The 13,932-nt window shown below is 62.4% G+C and carries 10 protein-coding genes; 1 reads left to right on the forward strand and 9 read right to left on the reverse strand.

What is annotated here, in order from left to right; translation table 11 throughout:
• The 3 genes from WCA85_RS09850 to WCA85_RS09860 all read right to left on the reverse strand — a co-directional run.
• Nucleotides 1-322: FAD-binding protein (locus tag WCA85_RS09850; protein WP_424063300.1), on the reverse strand; the 322-nt coding region annotated here is incomplete at its 3' end.
• Between the two features lie 255 nt (nucleotides 323-577).
• Nucleotides 578-2,071 carry an FAD-linked oxidase C-terminal domain-containing protein gene (locus WCA85_RS09855; protein WP_424063302.1) on the reverse strand — a complete coding sequence of 498 codons (1,494 nt, stop codon included), beginning with the start codon at nucleotides 2,069-2,071 and terminating at the stop codon, nucleotides 578-580.
• Nucleotides 2,072-2,147: 76 nt separating this feature from the next.
• Nucleotides 2,148-3,563 carry an FAD-linked oxidase C-terminal domain-containing protein gene (locus tag WCA85_RS09860; protein WP_424063304.1) on the reverse strand — a complete coding sequence of 472 codons (1,416 nt, stop codon included), beginning with the start codon at nucleotides 3,561-3,563 and terminating at the stop codon, nucleotides 2,148-2,150.
• 198 nt (nucleotides 3,564-3,761) lie between these two features.
• Between WCA85_RS09860 and WCA85_RS09865 the strand changes: the two genes are divergently transcribed.
• The gene (locus WCA85_RS09865) at nucleotides 3,762-4,316 is read left to right on the forward strand and encodes a cob(I)yrinic acid a,c-diamide adenosyltransferase (protein WP_424063306.1); all 555 of its coding nucleotides are present in this window, start codon (nucleotides 3,762-3,764) and stop codon (nucleotides 4,314-4,316) included.
• A gap of 37 nt (nucleotides 4,317-4,353) precedes the next feature.
• Here the strand turns inward: WCA85_RS09865 and WCA85_RS09870 are convergent, their stop codons facing one another.
• The 6 genes from WCA85_RS09870 to WCA85_RS09895 form a co-directional block, all read right to left on the reverse strand.
• A complete protein-coding gene (locus WCA85_RS09870) occupies nucleotides 4,354-4,686 on the reverse strand; it encodes a helix-turn-helix domain-containing protein (RefSeq protein ID WP_424063308.1) in 333 nt (110 codons plus the stop codon).
• 2 nt (nucleotides 4,687-4,688) lie between these two features.
• Complete coding sequence (locus WCA85_RS09875; RefSeq protein ID WP_424063317.1) at nucleotides 4,689-4,934, reverse strand: type II toxin-antitoxin system RelE/ParE family toxin; 246 nt, start codon at nucleotides 4,932-4,934, stop codon at nucleotides 4,689-4,691.
• Nucleotides 4,935-5,369: 435 nt separating this feature from the next.
• A complete protein-coding gene (gene aroG, locus WCA85_RS09880) occupies nucleotides 5,370-6,443 on the reverse strand; it encodes a 3-deoxy-7-phosphoheptulonate synthase AroG (protein ID WP_424063310.1) in 1,074 nt (357 codons plus the stop codon).
• A 416-nt stretch (nucleotides 6,444-6,859) separates the two neighbouring features.
• Nucleotides 6,860-8,326: a metalloprotease TldD gene (gene tldD / locus WCA85_RS09885; protein ID WP_424063312.1), complete on the reverse strand. Its 1,467-nt coding sequence runs from the start codon at nucleotides 8,324-8,326 to the stop codon at nucleotides 6,860-6,862.
• Between the two features lie 134 nt (nucleotides 8,327-8,460).
• Nucleotides 8,461-9,300, reverse strand: coding sequence for a carbon-nitrogen hydrolase family protein (locus WCA85_RS09890; RefSeq protein WP_424063314.1), 840 nt, complete (start codon nucleotides 9,298-9,300; stop codon nucleotides 8,461-8,463).
• 183 nt (nucleotides 9,301-9,483) lie between these two features.
• The gene (locus WCA85_RS09895; RefSeq protein ID WP_424063315.1) at nucleotides 9,484-13,683 is read right to left on the reverse strand and encodes a YhdP family protein; all 4,200 of its coding nucleotides are present in this window, start codon (nucleotides 13,681-13,683) and stop codon (nucleotides 9,484-9,486) included.
• Nucleotides 13,684-13,932 lie beyond the last annotated feature (249 nt).

Genomic DNA, 13,932 nt, shown 5'->3' on the forward strand with positions numbered 1-13,932 from the left:
GGCCCGCAATGCCCGCCGCAATGCAGCCGCCCAGCGTCGCGCTGGGGCCGTAGTGCGGGGGTTCGAAGGCAAGCATCTGAGAATGCTCCGCCAGCGCTGCCTCGATCTCCAGCAAGGGCGTGCCGGCGCGCGCGGTGATGACGAGTTCGGCGGGGTCATAGGCAATGATGCCGCGATGGGCCCGCGTGTCGAGGATGGCGCCTTCGAGCGTCTGTCCGTACCAGTCCTTGGTGCCGCCGCCGCGAATGCGCAACGGACGGTCTTCCGCGGTGGCCGAACGGATGCGTTCGGACCAGGCGGCGACGGTGTCGTCCTCTTCCATGGTGTCCTGCTTCGTTGTGTTTCGTTCGATTGTACCTGGCAGGGCCAAGCTGGCAACCCGGAGCGGACCCGCATCGGGTAAGCGGGGCCAGGCAGCTGGGCAGTAGCGTGGGGAAACGGGAGCAGCGTGGACGTGGAGCAGCGGGGCGCCCCAGAAACGCCTGCCAAGGCACCGGTGGCGCCTCGGCTCTCACCTTGGGCGGGTCGGCCCGTCGCTTGGGTCGCGGCGGTGCAGGCAGGGCTGCGCGCGCGCCGCCTAAAACCGCGGCAATTCCGGATGCGGTAACAATCCGCCGCGCACGTGCATCTTGCCGTATTCGGCGCAGCGTGCACGCGTCGGGATGCCCTTATCCGGATTGAGCAAGCCTGGCGGATCGAAGGCGCGCTTGACCGCGTGGAACGCGTCGCGCTCTTCGGGAGAGAATTGCACGCACATCGAGTTGATCTTTTCGATGCCGACGCCATGCTCACCCGTCACGGTGCCACCGAGTTCGACACAAGCTTCGAGGATGTCGGATCCGAATGCCTCCGCCCGGTGCCACTCATCGAGATCGTTGCCGTTGAACAGGATCAGCGGATGCATATTGCCGTCGCCTGCATGAAAAACGTTGATGCAGCGCAGTTGATACTTCTTTTCCATTGTTTCGATGCGCGCGAGTAGCGGTCCGATACTGCGGCGCGGCACGGTGCCGTCCATGCAGTAATAGTCCGGAGAGATGCGGCCGGCTGCTGGAAACGCATTCTTGCGTCCTGACCAGAACTTCAGACGTTCATTCTCGGAACGTGAGATCTGAATGCGCGTGGCGCCGTGTTCGCGCAGCACCGCCGTCATCCGGACAATTTCGTCGGCAACTTCTTCAGGTGTGCCATCCGATTCGCACAACAGAATAGCTGCCGCGTCGAGGTCATAGCCGGCATTGACGAATTCCTCGACGGCGCGCGTTGCGGGCTTGTCCATCATCTCGAGACCGGCCGGAATGATGCCCGCAGCGATGATGCCGGCGACCGCATCGCCACCCTTGACCACGTCGTCAAAGCTCGCCATGACGACCTGCGCGGTCTGCGGCTTCGGGATCAATTTGACGGTGACTTCAGTGACGATGGCGAACATGCCTTCGCTGCCGATCAGCACGGCCAGCAGGTCGAGGCCCGGCGCATCGGGCGCAAGCGAGCCGAACTCGACCACTTCACCTTCCATCGTAATGGCGCGTACCCGCAGCACGTTATGGACGGTGAGGCCGTACTTCAGACAGTGCACGCCGCCGGAGTTCTCCGACACGTTGCCGCCGATCGTGCAGGCAATTTGCGAGGACGGATCAGGTGCGTAATAGAGGCCGTAGGGCGCCGCTGCCTCGGAGATGGCGAGGTTGCGCACACCAGGCTGGACCGTCGCGGTGCGCGCGTAGGAATCTACCTCGACGATCTTGCGAAAGCGCGCAAGCGACACCACGACCCCATGGCGAATTGGCATGGCGCCGCCCGACAGGCCGGTGCCCGCGCCGCGCGGAACAATTGGCACATCGAGCCGATGGCAGATCTGCACGATGCGTTGCACTTGCGATTCGGTTTCCGGCAATGCCACGGCTAGTGGCAGCCGACGATACGCCGCGAGGCCATCGCACTCGTAAGCAACCGTGTCTTCCTCGCGATACAACAGACAGTGAGTGGGCAGCACGGCCATCAACGCCTGGACGACTTCACGCTGCCGCTGCGCCAGCGCTTCGGCCGACAGTTCGGCGGGTGCATTCATATTTTCTCTCCTCGTACTTCGGGCTGCCGGTGGCGCGGTCGTGCCGCGCGAGTTTGTGTCCGTGAGCGGGCGGGGCCTAAGCCGCCCACGAGAAAATCTTGCCTGGGTTCATCAGGTTGCGCGGATCGAGCGCGTGCTTGATCGAGCGCATGGTGTCGACGGCAACCTCGCCATGCTCTTCGAGGAGGAAGCCCATCTTGTGCAGCCCTACGCCGTGCTCTCCGGTGCAGGTGCCATCCATGCGCAGGGCGCGCTGCACGATGCGCTCGTTCAGCCGCTCCGCCTCGACGAGTTCTTCGGGCTTGTTCGGGTCGATCAGGATGGCAACGTGGAAATTGCCGTCCCCCACGTGGCCGACAATCGGACAGGGTAGCGGCGAGGCGAGCAGATCCTGCTCGGTTTCCACGACGCATTCCGCGAGCCGTGAGATCGGCACGCAGACATCGGTGGTGACCGCGCGGCAGCCGGGCTTCAATTGCAGCATCGCGAAGTAGGCGCTGTGCCGCGCATTCCAGAGACGGCTGCGGTCTTCCGGACGGGTGGCCCACTCGAAGTCTTCACCGCCATTCTGTATGGTGATGTCCTGCACCAGTTCCGCCTGTTCCTTCACACCCGCTTCGGTGCCGTGGAACTCGAAGAACAGCGTGGGCGCTTCGCGCAAGCTAAGGTTCGAATGACGGTTGATGGAGCGGATGGCGAGAGAATCGACGAACTCGACGCGAGCGATCGGCACACCTATCTGAATGGTTTCGATGACGGCGCGCACCGCATCGCCCATCGACGGGAACGCGCACACCGCCGCCGAGACGGCCTCCGGTTGCGGATAGAGCCGCACCGTGATTTCGGTGATGACCCCGAGTGTGCCTTCCGAACCGACAAAGAGACGTGTGAGGTCATAGCCGGCCGCGGACTTGCGCGCTCGCGTGCCGGTCTTGATGACGCGGCCGTCCGCAAGCACCACGGTCAGCCCGAGGACGTTTTCGCGCATCGTTCCATAACGTACGGCGTTGGTGCCCGACGCACGCGTCGCCGACATACCGCCAATGCTTGCATCCGCACCCGGATCGATAGGGAAGAACAGGCCGGTATCGCGTAGCGCCTCATTCAACTGCTTGCGCGAAATGCCCGGTTCGACCGTGACGGTCAAGTCTTCCGCGTTGATCGACAGCACACGATTCATTTCCGACAGGTCGATTGAGACACCGCCGTGTACCGCCAGCAAGTGTCCTTCCAGCGATGAACCGTTGCCATATGGAATGATGGGCACTTCATATAGGCCACACAGCTTGACAATGGTCTGCACGTCTTCCGTGGTGCGCGCGAACACCACGGCATCAGGCAACTGCGGATCGAACGGTGATTCGTCGCGGCCATGATGAGCGCGCACGGCTTCGGCGGTCGAAACACGCTCGCCGAAGGCTGCCTTTAGCGCGGTAAGCAGTTCGGCAGGGAATGGACGGCGCAACGGTGCGGGCGGCGCGGGGTGGTTCACACGTGTCTCCTGGTAACAGCAGCGCTTCTATAGCTTGTGATTTCATTTTACGCCGATCCCCTGGCGCTCGGCGCTCGGGCCAGCCGACGAACCTATAATGGCTCAAGCTCGCGCGCCGCGGTACCTTTCGTGGATCCCTTATGGAAATGTCCACCGGTCCAAATGCGCGCATCCGCAACTGAAAGGACGGAACACATCATGGGTAACCGCTTAAGCAAGATCGCCACCCGAACCGGCGACGACGGCACCACCGGCCTGGGCGATGGCCGCCGGGTTGACAAGGACGCCGCCCGGATCACGGCGATTGGCGAGGTCGATGAACTCAACTCGAATCTCGGCGTATTGCTGTGCGAAACGTTGCCGGAGAATGTGCGGGCGGCGCTTGTCGCGATCCAGCATGACCTGTTCGATCTGGGCGGCGAACTTTGCATCCCCGGTCACACCATGATTACGGACAAACAACTCGGACAGCTCGATGGATGGCTTGCCGACTACAACGCGCAGTTGCCTCCGCTCAAGGAGTTCATTCTGCCCGGCGGTTCACGGACGGCGGCACTGGCGCATGTGTGCCGAACGGTGTGCCGGCGTGCCGAGCGGGCCATTGTGACGCTTGGCCGGGCGGAGACGATCAACGCGGCGCCACGCCAATATGTGAACCGTCTGTCCGATCTGCTGTTCGTGTTGGCCCGTGTACTTAATCGCGCGGACGGTGGGAGCGACGTGCTCTGGCAGCACGAACGCGCTCCGAAGTGATGCGCGAGGCAAGGCACGCGAGCCTGGACCGCCTGCGTTAGCCGACCGCCAGCGTGACGGGCTTGCCGATCCGGCTCATCATTTCGACGAGGGTGTCGATGGTGAATTTGGCGGTCTTCTTGTTGACCACATCAGACACGCGCGGGCGCGAAACCATCAGGATCTCGGCTGCCTCGGCCTGTTTCAGATGGTGCTCGTCGATCCAGCTCGACAGTTCAGTCATCAACTGTTCCTTGAGCAACCGCGTGTCGTTGATCTGCTTTTGCGACGCCGCGTGCAGCCGGTTTGCCTCCTCGGCGGGAAAGCCCAGCTCGAGGAACAGATTGGCCCCGGGTTTGGTTACGTGACGGATTTTGGTGTCGATCGTCATTGCTACATCCTTCTTTCGTTGATCACGGCGCGATAGCGCGTCTCAGCAATATTCCTGTCGTGCCGGCTGGTGACCTGCGACTGCTTCTGGAAGCAGTGCAGCACATAGATGGCCTCCACGAACTTCGCCACATACATGACCCGGTAAATGCCGTTGCTTTCCTTGATGCGAATTTCTCGCGTACCGGCGCCCACGGCATCAAACGGTTTCCAGTCGTCAGGGTCTAGACCGGCCTGGACTTTGCCCAGTTGAAAGCCTGCCTGCTTGCGTGCTTATTCGGGAAACGCCAGCAAATCGCTAAAGCTGGAGCCTAGCCAGCGAATTTCTTTATCGTGCTCCATGCACACCCTTCATGTATAAAATCTTATACCTTTTCCTCTGGAAGAGCAAGCCTCGCCCTTCCCCCCATGAAGAGATACGGTATAGGGGCAGGACGCGAAGGACCATTCGACCAGATGGCCAGCGGAGAGCCCTCAAACGTCAATCCGGCCGGCCACCGGGTAGCGAATGGATGGGTAAGGTAAGGTCGGGCAGAAAAGCAGACGGCCCAATTGGCGTAAGCCAATTGGGCCGTTCAGGTTTGGCACATTCAGATGTGTCGTGAGCCGATAGCCAGGCCTCAGACTTTGACGCGTTTGCCTCTCACGTTAATCCGGGTCGCGTTGCGCGTGCGTCGTTTCCCCTCAGTTTCCGCTACCGCGTGCGAGGCGGCGCTGCTTGACGGATTCCGCGAGGCCTTCCAGCACGCCAATGCTTTCGTCCCAGCCAATGCACGCGTCGGTGATGCTCTGGCCGTAGGTTAGTTCGCAACCTTCCTTCAGATCCTGGCGTCCCGCCGCGAGGTGTGACTCGACCATCACGCCGATGATCCGCTCGTCACCGCTGGCGATCTGACGGCCGATGTCCGCGCACACCGGAATCTGGTTCTCATGCTTCTTCGAGCTGTTTGCATGGCTCGCGTCGATCATCAGGCGTGCGGCGAGGCCAGCCTTGCCGATGTCGGCGCAGGCGGCGTTCACACTGTCCGCGTCATAGTTTGGCGCTTTGCCGCCACGCAGAATGATGTGGCAGTCCTCATTGCCCGCCGTCGAGACAATGGCGGAGTGGCCGCCCTTCGTCACCGACAGGAAATGGTGCGGCTGCGAAGCGGCCTTGATGGCGTCGACGGCGATCTTCACGTTGCCGTCCGTCCCATTTTTGAAGCCCACCGGGCAAGACAAGCCCGACGCCAGCTCGCGGTGCACCTGCGATTCGGTCGTGCGCGCGCCGATTGCCCCCCAGGAAATCAGGTCTGCGATGTATTGCGGGCTGATCATATCGAGGTATTCGGTGCCGGCGGGCAGCCCGAGTTCGTTGATACGCAACAACAGTTCGCGCGCTGTGCGCAGACCGTCGTTGATCTTGAAGCTGTTGTCCATATGCGGGTCGTTGATGAGACCCTTCCAGCCAACCGTCGTACGTGGCTTTTCGAAGTACACGCGCATGACGATTTCCAACTCGCCCGCGAAGCGCTTGCGCTGTTCCACCAGACGCCCGGCATACTCGAGAGCGGCCTTGGTATCGTGAATCGAGCACGGCCCGACGATCACTATCAGCCGGTCTTCCATGCCGTGCAGAATGCGGTGCATCGACCGCCGGGCGTGGTAGATCAGGTCGGAGACGGGCTCTTCGCAGGGGAATTCGCGGATCAGATGGGCGGGCGGTGTGAGTTCTTTCAATTCGCGAATGCGGACATCGTCGGTGTTGTGCGGGGGCATGCTTGTTCTCCAGGATTCGGTTCGTAGCGTGTTCGCGTGGGCAAGACAGTCAGCGATGCCGGTGCGGACAACATTCAAATGCGTTCAACAGGTCAGTGGTATTCAGGTCAAGCGGCGAAAACTGCATGCCAAAAAGTCGGAGACGAAAAAAAACCGCCAGACTCGCTGGCGGTTTTTCGGGAATTTCGGGTGCCTTACATGCACTAACACCCCTCTCGATCCGCCAGCGGTCTGAGATGCCAGAAAAAATAAAAATAAAACTTGGCGGACATGGCGGAAGTAAGGTCGCTGGTCAAAAAGGGTGACTGACTTTATAACCCGGTCAGGGTGGGTTGACAACCCGGTGGTTGCGAAAATGCGGATAATCCGCATACTTCGTGCGCGCGATGCACGAAGTATGCATAAAGAGGCGAAAATTACGCGGTTCCGCCGACTGTCATCTTCTCAATGCGCAACGTAGGCTGGCCGACGCCGACCGGCACACTCTGACCTTCTTTGCCGCACACGCCCACGCCTGAATCCAGCGCCATGTCATTGCCGATCATGCTGACGTACTTGAGCGATTCCGGGCCGCTGCCGATCAGCGTCGCGCCCTTGACCGGATACGTCACCTTGCCGTTTTCGATCATGTAGGCCTCGGACGCCGAGAACACGAACTTGCCGTTGGTGATATCAACCTGGCCGCCGCCGAAGTTCACCGCGTAAAGGCCGTTCTTGACCGACGCGAGGATTTCCTGCGGATCCTTGTCGCCATTGAGCATGTAGGTATTTGTCATGCGCGGCATCGGCAGCGCTGCGTACGATTCGCGCCGCGCATTGCCGGTGACAGGCATCTTCATCAGGCGGGCGTTCAGCGTGTCCTGAATATAGCCCTTCAGGATGCCGTCCTCGATCAGCGTGGTGCACTGAGTGGGATTGCCTTCGTCGTCGATGTTCAGCGACCCGCGGCGGTTCGGCAGTGTGCCGTCGTCGACCACGGTGACGCCCTTGGCCGCCACCCGCTCGCCAATGCGTCCGGCAAACGCCGACGAACCTTTGCGGTTGAAATCGCCTTCGAGCCCGTGGCCAATCGCTTCATGCAGCAGCACGCCAGGCCAGCCCGGTCCGAGCACGACGGTCATCGCACCGGCCGGGGCCGGGCGGGCGTCGAGATTGACGAGGGCGGCGTGCACCGCGTCGTCGACGTATTTCGACAGCACCTCGTCGGTGAAATAGCTGTAGTCGAAGCGGCCACCGCCGCCGCCGCTGCCGATTTCGCGGCGGCCGTTGTGCTCGGCGATCACGGTCACGGAGACGCGCACCAGCGGGCGAATGTCCGCGGCCAGCGCGCCGTCGCTGCGGGCGACCAACACCACGTCGTATTCGCCGGCGAGGCCTGCCATCACCTGCTGGATACGCGGATCGCGACCGCGCGCCATCTGTTCGACGCGCTCGAGCAGCTTGACCTTGGCGGTGGCATCCAGCGAATGCAGCGGATCTGACGGCAGATACAGATCGCGCCCGGCGATGCCAGTCAGGGACGAAGCGACCTTGATCTTCTGCTTGCCGCCGCCTGCCTTGGCGATGGAGCGAGTGGCGAGAGCAGCCTGACGGATGGCTTCGGGCGAGAGGTCGTCGGAATACGCGAACGCGGTGCGGTCGCCGGACACGGCGCGCACGCCCACCCCTTGATCGATGCTGAAGCTGCCTGACTTGACGATGCCTTCTTCAAGGCTCCAGGCTTCGCTGCGGGTGGCCTGGAAGTACAGGTCCGCGTAGTCGATGCGGTGCGTGAAGATCTCGGCGAGTGTGCGGCTGAGCAGGGCTTCGTCGAGGCCGTAGGGCGTAAGGAGCACGTCCTTGGCAGTGGCGAGATTTCGGATACCGGGTTCGATGATATTCATGCGAAGTATGTTCTGCTCGATGCTAAAGGGTTCGGTTGGCGCACGCATATCTCATACATGGGTAGGCGGCGTCGGACTTTCAATATCAATCAGTGTGCGTGTCAGTGTCTGGCTCGTCTCGGCCCGGTGTCAACTCATGTCAGCACGCGATGACGCCAGGCCGGCAAACTCTGCCGGACCTCGTCGATGCGCGAACGTTCCAGATTGCCGGCCACCACGCCGGCGCCTTCGTCGCGCACGGCGACGATTTCGCCCCACGGGTCGATCAGCATGCTATGCCCCCACGTACGACGACCGTTCTCGTGCTTGCCGCCTTGCGCCGCGGCGAGCACGTAGCACTGGTTCTCCACGGCGCGGGCGCGCAGCAAGGTTTCCCAGTGAGCGCGCCCGGTGGTGTAGGTGAAGGCCGAGGGCACGACCATCAGCGCGCAATCGCCCAGTCGCCGGTACAGCTCCGGAAAGCGTAAATCGTAGCAGACCGACAGGCCGACCCGCCCAAACGGGGCATCGAAGCTGCGGGCCTCTTCACCGGGGCGAATGGTGCGAGCCTCGTCGAATGATTCGTCGCCTTTTTCGAAGCTGAACAGGTGAATCTTGTCGTAGCGCGCCACTTCCGCGCCCTGCGGGTTGAACACCAGCGTGGTGTTGAGGACGCGAGTTGCTTCCGGGGCCGTGAGCGGCAAGGTCCCGCCAATCAGCCAGACCTGATGGCGCCGCGCCGCATCTGCCAGAAAACGCTGGATGGGCCCGTCCCCATAGGGTTCGCGAACACTGAGCTTGTCCGTGTCCTTGAAGCCCATGAAACAGAAGTATTCCGGCAGCAGGACGAGCTGTGCGCCGTCGGCGGCGGCCTCGGCGATCAGACGTTCGGCTTCGGCCAGATTGCGCTCGCGATCCGGCGTGCTCACCATTTGCAGCGCGGCGACGCGGAACGACGGGCTAGGGGAGAGGGAAGAGGCGTGTTGTTCGCTCATGAGCGTTTCGAAAGACTCCCGGCTGTGAGCAGGCTGGCGCGAGCCATACGCGCTGCATACTTCGATCAAGGCTTTACTGGCGCCGGCTGTACGCCTCGGTCCTGTTGCTCGTAGGCGCGGTGTGGCACGGAAGATCGCTCAGCGAACGGGTCGCTGAATGATCTCTGAACCCCACTGCACCATTTACTGTGCTTGAGCTGCGGAAGCCGGCAGATCCATCTTACCGCGATCGCCGTGCACCCGCTCGACGTGCGGTTTCGACCACGAGCCAGTAATCGCGTAGTCCAGCGCGAACGCGTGGGAAATCGATTGGGACAGCGCGAAATCGGCCACTAGCGCGGCGAGCCCGAAGAGCGGATTGATCACGGTCGCGGCCACCACTCCGGCGCCAGCGCTGACCGTCGGCACGACATGCACGTGCAGGTCCTGGGTTTCCTGCGCGAGGTCCACGGAGCCTTTCATCTCGGCACGGGCCGGCGCGGTGACCATCTCGAAGTTATCCGTGCGGCCAATACCGTCGCTAATCTGGCCTGTACCCGTGACGCGTTCGAACGGCAGGCCCTCGCCGATCACATCGCGGAAGTTGAGCGTCGCAAAACGCGCGAGGCTTTGCAGACTCAGTACGCCCAGCAGTTTAGCCACGCCCGGATCGACCTTGAGAATCTGCCCGTGCCGCAGGTCCACCGCCAGATTGCCGTTGAGGGTCGGATAGTCGATGCGGGTCGGGCCGCCGCGCCAGACCATCTTGCCCGACAGCGTGCCGCTGCCGCCTTTGATGGTGCGCGGCTTGCCTGCCAGTTCCAGCAGCGCGCCGGCGTCTTTGATGTCGAGCTTGAAGTCGAACACGGTGCGTTTGGGCGTGTCTTCGTCGGCGTTGCCGCCAAGCTGGGTCGAGGTGCGCCAGTTAGCGGTGGCGGTCAACGTCGCGGCCGGATTGGTGAGATCGAACTTGTCGAGTTGCCAGACCGGCACACCGTCTTCTTCAAAATTGTGTGCGTCCACTTCCAGTTTGCCGATACTGCGGTCGCGCACGATCAGTTCGTTGACCAGCAGGTCGATCGACGGCATGTTCTGCGCCGGCGCCGACATGGCCTGACCAAGCAGGTCGTTTTCCGTAGCCGACGGGATCACCAGTCTGGCGAGGCGCGCCTGAAGCGTGCCGGGCGAGCCCTTGGTGGGGCCTGGGAACCATGAGACGTGGCCGGACACCTGGTTCGAGGCGATATTGGCCTGCCATTTGCCCTCGTCTCGCGAGGCACCCACGATCACACTTTCCCAGTGGCGCTTGAGCAGCGTCAGAGTGCCGATGTGCACCGCGAACCGGCCCGGCTGAAACTGGGTGACGGTCGGATTGGGCACGGGAGGTGGCGCGTCGGCCGGAGGTGGCGGTTCCTTGCCGCGCATCTCGGTGATGAACGCGCGCCATTGATCCGCGTCGAACGTGTCGACGTCGACGGCCGCAATCACCCCCTCGGACGGCAACTCGGCGGGCTTGTTCACACCGATCGCACCGACCACGACCGCCGGCGGCTGGCCCGGCGTGTGGCGCAACACATAGGTAGCGGCGACCGGACCGAACTTCAGGTCGGCGCGCTCCAGACCCGCGCCGTCCGCGGTGGCGCTCGGTGCGAGGGCGAAGTGCAGCGGCATTGGCGTGCCGACCGGCTTGTTGAATGGGGCAGGGAAATCGAGCCCGAGGTCCATCAGATCGGAGTTCGCACTGATCACCGGCAATTGCCCCTTGGCGCCGGTCACGCTTAGTTGGTAAGGCGCGCTGCCGCTCATGCGCGTGAGCACCTGCGCGGCGGGACCGTGCAAATTTAAGCCGCGAGCCGCGTCCACGCCAATGTGGCCATTCAGATTGAGCGCATACGTATGGTCTTTCTTGACCTCGCCGTTGGCGTGGATATCGCCGCCAAGGAACTGGCCGCTCAGGCGGTCGACCTGGGCGGTGTACTCGGTGAAGTGGACCTTGCCGTTCAGTTGCGACAACGGCGGCGCTTTATTCATGGTCAGCCGGTCGTTCTGGAAGCCCAGCGCGCCTTCAATGGCGATATGCGGCTTCGGCGTGCGCGGTATGGTGAGCTTCAAGGCGAGCGACGCCGGACCTTCGGCTTGCACCTTTTCGCCGACGTGCTTCGACAGGCTGCCGAGCGCACTGTCGTTCACATAGTCGAGCATATCGGCGAGCGGCCCGTGACCATTACCGTTGATCACCAGACTTGAAGCCTTGGTGCCGAGGTCGTCGATCTTGCCGCTCACCTTGTTGAGCGCAACCCGCTTGTAGTGGGCGCGGTCAATATCGAAGTGCATGACGTTCTCTTTGAGCTCGAACGTGCCGTCGATACCTTCCAGCGGCGGCCACACGTTCGGCGTCACGCCGTCCTTCATCTTGCGCGGCGGGTAGGGCGACGGGTCAAATTTGGCGCCCCTGAACGGTGCCACGATGTGAAATACCCCGGCAGTGGGGTCGCGCGAATAGGGGAATTTGGTGAGGTCGCCATGCACTTCGATTACCGCGCCGCGCGAAGAACCGGCTTGCAGCCCATGACCGAGATAGATGCGCAGTTTTTCGCTGATGCTGGTGGGGAGGTAACGCGAAATGCGCGTGACCTGCGCGTGCTCGAAGACCGCCTTCAGGTCGAGCGAGCCACGCCCGTGTCCGGGATTGCTGTAGTCCGCGGTGACACGGGCGGAAGTGTCTTCGTTGCTGACGCTCAGTTCCGGAACTGTGATGGCGAAGGCCTTGTGCAACTCGCCCGGCGCGGTCGTCGGTTTGACCGTCCAGTTGCCGTGGCCCTGCAAGCGGTTGAAGCGCAGGCGCGGATTGTCGAACACACCAGGCAACGTGACAGCCACGTTGTTGGTGTCGATCGTCATCGAGCCATGAGTATTGTCGGCATCAACCTTGCCCCACAGGTTCTCGACACCCGGTAGCCCCGCACGCGGGTGGCCAAGTGGCGTAAGACCCGGCGGGGGCTCTTGCGCAGCCACGCTAATGCCTTGTAGATCGGCCTTCAGTCGATACTGCACGATCGGTTCGGCGCCGACGTCATTGCGTTCGGTCGCGGCTTCGCCCGAATCCGGTTTGGCCCGTTCCACTTCGATCAGATAATTTGCCACCTGGCCGCGTGGATTGAAGCGCACGAGTTCATTCAGAAGGCGTTTCGACAACGGCAGCGCCCGGCTGAATTCGGCGAGTATGCCGAGGTCGACCCGGTCGCCGCTCACGCTGATGAGTTGGCCGTGCTGCACGGAGGCTCTGCGGAAATGGCTGGTCAGCGTGGCGAAGGTGAGCGTGCGGGTCAGCGGCGTACCGTCGTCGAGCGGCGGCTGTCCGAACTCGGCGCGCATATCCTTCAATTGCAGCGTGTAGTCGCCCTCTTCGGCGATGCCGAGCTTCCACGCGAACTTCGCGACCGGCACATCGATGCGCGGCTGGGCAGGACGCACCCGCATCGAGACGTCGGTTCCGGATATCTGACCGCTCGCCGAAGTCATTCGCCCTTGGGCGAACTCGATCCAGATGGCGTTGTCGATAACGCCCGCAGAGGTCTCAATCGGAAAGTCCATGTAACGCGCGAGGGTCGGCAAATCGACCGGTCCGGTGGAGAGATAGGCCTGGCCGGTCCAGTTGATCGGCTTGCCGATCGCTGAAAGCGGGGCATGTTTGAACTGCGCGCGAAAATCGAGTGGGCCGTGCAGCACCTTGTCGTCCGGCGGCGCCTGCAAGGCGAAATGGTGGGTGCGGCCGTCGTTGAGGATGGCCAGACGAATGTTCTGCAGCGCGACCTCAGGCGCGTCATGGCGCGCGTCGTGCCACCGCAACGTGCCGCCTCGCAGCACGATGGCCTGCTGGCGCAGCAGCCAGCTGCTGAAAGTATCGTTGCCGGTGTGCCTGCTCGGCATCATGACGCCGGCCACGGAGAGCGTACCGTCGGCGCCGCGTGCAATCAGCACATCGGGCTGATCGACGATCAGGCTCGACATGATTGGCTTGAGCTCCCACAGCGAGCGCCACGCAACCGTGGCAGTGGCATGCGGAATCGTCAGCGCGGCCTTGCCTTCATGATCGCGAATAATGAGGTTGGTGACATCGATGCCAGGCTGAAATCCGGTCCAATGCGGCGCCAGTTTGCCGATCGACAATTGCGCGTGGATTTTCTCGGAGACAAGCGTTTCGATGCGCGGCCGGAAGTCGTCGACGCGCGGCAGCAAGCCGTAGCGCAAACCGAGGAAGAGCGTCGCCGCGATGAAATAAAGGACAAGGGCGATGCCCAGCAACACCCTCAAGGTGTGACGCAGCACCACGTGGTCACCGCCGCTCACTGGCCTGACTTGTCCGGCATCGTGTTGCTCGGCGGATTCGTTTCGCTCGGACATGCTGCGGCGGAGGTGGGCGTATGGTAGTTTTGCGATCTGACGACGAAATGTAACACACGGGCCAGCCGCAACGAATATCCTTCAAAGCCTGTACCCATGCCGCCTCGCGACCTGCGTACGGCAATGCAGGGCGCCGTGATTACAACGGATGAAGCAACGACTGAACCAGACCTTTGATGACCGACGCCACACTCCTGAGTTCCAGCTATTCCCACTATGCGGCGCGATCCATCGCGGCCCGTCCCGAAC

Origin of the sequence: Paraburkholderia sp., assembly GCF_049581445.1 — a bacterium.
In the GTDB taxonomy this organism is placed as follows: Bacteria; Pseudomonadota; Gammaproteobacteria; order Burkholderiales; family Burkholderiaceae; genus Paraburkholderia.